This is a genomic window from Cupriavidus sp. 01L46 (assembly GCF_056399905.1).
Genome location: NZ_JBFTSF010000551.1, coordinates 1 through 1,906, shown reverse-complemented (window position 1 = coordinate 1,906; position 1,906 = coordinate 1). Strand labels below are relative to the sequence as shown.

The 1,906-nt window shown below is 69.2% G+C and carries 2 protein-coding genes; both read left to right on the top strand.

Annotated features, from left to right (window positions below; genetic code table 11):
• The first annotated feature begins 197 nt into the window (after positions 1-197).
• Positions 198-1,166, top strand: coding sequence for a LysR substrate-binding domain-containing protein (locus tag AC1DS3_RS38220; protein WP_441639538.1), 969 nt, complete (start codon positions 198-200; stop codon positions 1,164-1,166).
• Between the two features lie 153 nt (positions 1,167-1,319).
• Positions 1,320-1,906 (top strand): aldehyde dehydrogenase family protein (locus tag AC1DS3_RS38215; RefSeq protein ID WP_477129314.1); only part of this gene is annotated, 587 nt, incomplete at its 3' end.

Below are 1,906 nucleotides of genomic sequence, written 5' to 3'. Positions count from 1 at the left end.
AAGCAGGACCAGAAGAAGTGGAAGCCGGTGATCGACGCAGCCGGCATCCAGCCGGAGTAAGCGGCAAGCGGCGGCAAGCACACCGGCGCGGCCCGCGAGCCGCGCCGGCGGTAAACCTCAATATGGCGGCACCGGTGCCCACCCTATAATCGGCGCATGGTCTTCCGCCCCACCAGGCGGTCAAAGCAATGTGCCTCATGTCCAGCCGTCCCACCGTTACCTTGAGCGACGTGATGCTGCGCCGCCTCAAGCTCAAGCCCCTGCTGATCTTCGATCGCGTGCTGCAGTCCGGCTCCATCGTGCGGGCAGCGCGCGAGCTGAGCCTGACCCAGCCCGCCGTCACCAAGGCGATCCAGGAGCTGGAAGAAGATCTCGAAGTTCCCCTGTTCGAGCGCACCAACCGCGGCGTGGTGCCAACCAGCTACGGCTTGCTGCTGGGCGAGCGCGTGAAGTCRGTCATCGCCGAGCTGCGCTACCTCACCGACGAGCTCAACAGCTTCCGCTCGGGCGACACCGGCAACGTCATCGTCGGCACGCTGATCTCGGCCTCGGCCCGGCTGCTGCCGCGCACCATCGCGCTGATGAAAACGCGCCGCCCCGGCATCCTGGTGACGGTGCGCGAAGCCCCCACCGACCGCCTCTTCCCCGCCCTTGCCACCGGCGAGCTCGATCTGGTCATCGGCCGCCTGCCGGAGAGCGACCTGCCGCTCGCCCGCATGTTCGCGCTCACGCACACCGCGCTGTACGACACCGCCATGTGCGTGGTGGTGGCGCGCGACAACCCGCTGGCCACCAGCGCCGGCCTGCGCCTGGCMGAACTGGCCGCGCATCCGTGGATCCTGCCGCTGAACGAATCCCCCGCGCGCCTGGCCGCCGAGCGCCTGTTCCTCGACGCCGGCCTGCAGGTGCCCGCCAACCTGGTGGAGTCGCTCTCGCTGCTGACCAATATCGGCCTGATGCAGGATCTCGGCGCCATCGGCCTGATGGCACGCGATGTGGCCGATCATTTCGTGCGCCTCGGGCTGCTGGCCATCCTCGACCTGGGCGATATCGGGCGCTTTGGCACCATCGGCTACTCGGTGCGCACGGACCGCGCGCCCGCACCCGCCGCCGCCCATTTCATCGCCTGCCTGCGTGAAGCCGCCGCGCTGCCGCAAGCGCGCTGAGCGCCCCGAAGCCGGCCACCCTGGCCGCTTCCAGACATGCCATTTTGGAATACCAGGGGCCTTCTTCTTCATTATGCAAGGCCGGGGGGCGCTCCATATACTGGTCCTCGCTGCGCACCCTTCCCCCACCCCGCGCAGCACGGAGACCAACCCGTGCCCAAGCAAAACATTCCACTCATCCGGCACTACATCGACGGCGAGTTCGTCGCCAGCGCCGGCACTTTTCCCGACACCTGCCCGGTCGACGGCCACCTTGTCGCCAACGTGTGCGAAGCCGATGCGGCGCTCGTGGACCGCGCCGTGCAAGCCGCGCGGCGCGCGCTGCAAGGCCCCTGGGGACAACTCGACGTCCAACAGCGCGCCGCGCTGCTGCACCGCATCGCCGACGGCATCGAAGCCCGCTTCGACGCGTTCGTGGCCGCCGAGGTGGAAGACACCGGCCGCCCCGAGCACCAGGCCCGCACGCTGGACGTAGCGCGCGCCGTCACCAACTTGCGCACCTTCGCCGACCTCGCCAAGACCGCCGGCAACGAACTGTACGAGACGCCCACGGCGGATGGCGCAGGCGCGCTCAACTACACGGTGCGCAAGCCCGTGGGCGTGGTCGGCATCATCTCGCCGTGGAACCTGCCGCTGCTGCTGCTGACCTGGAAGGTGGCGCCCGCGCTCGCGTGCGGCAACACCGTGGTGGCCAAGCCATCGGAAGAGACCCCGGCCTCGGCCGCGCTGCTGGCCGAGGT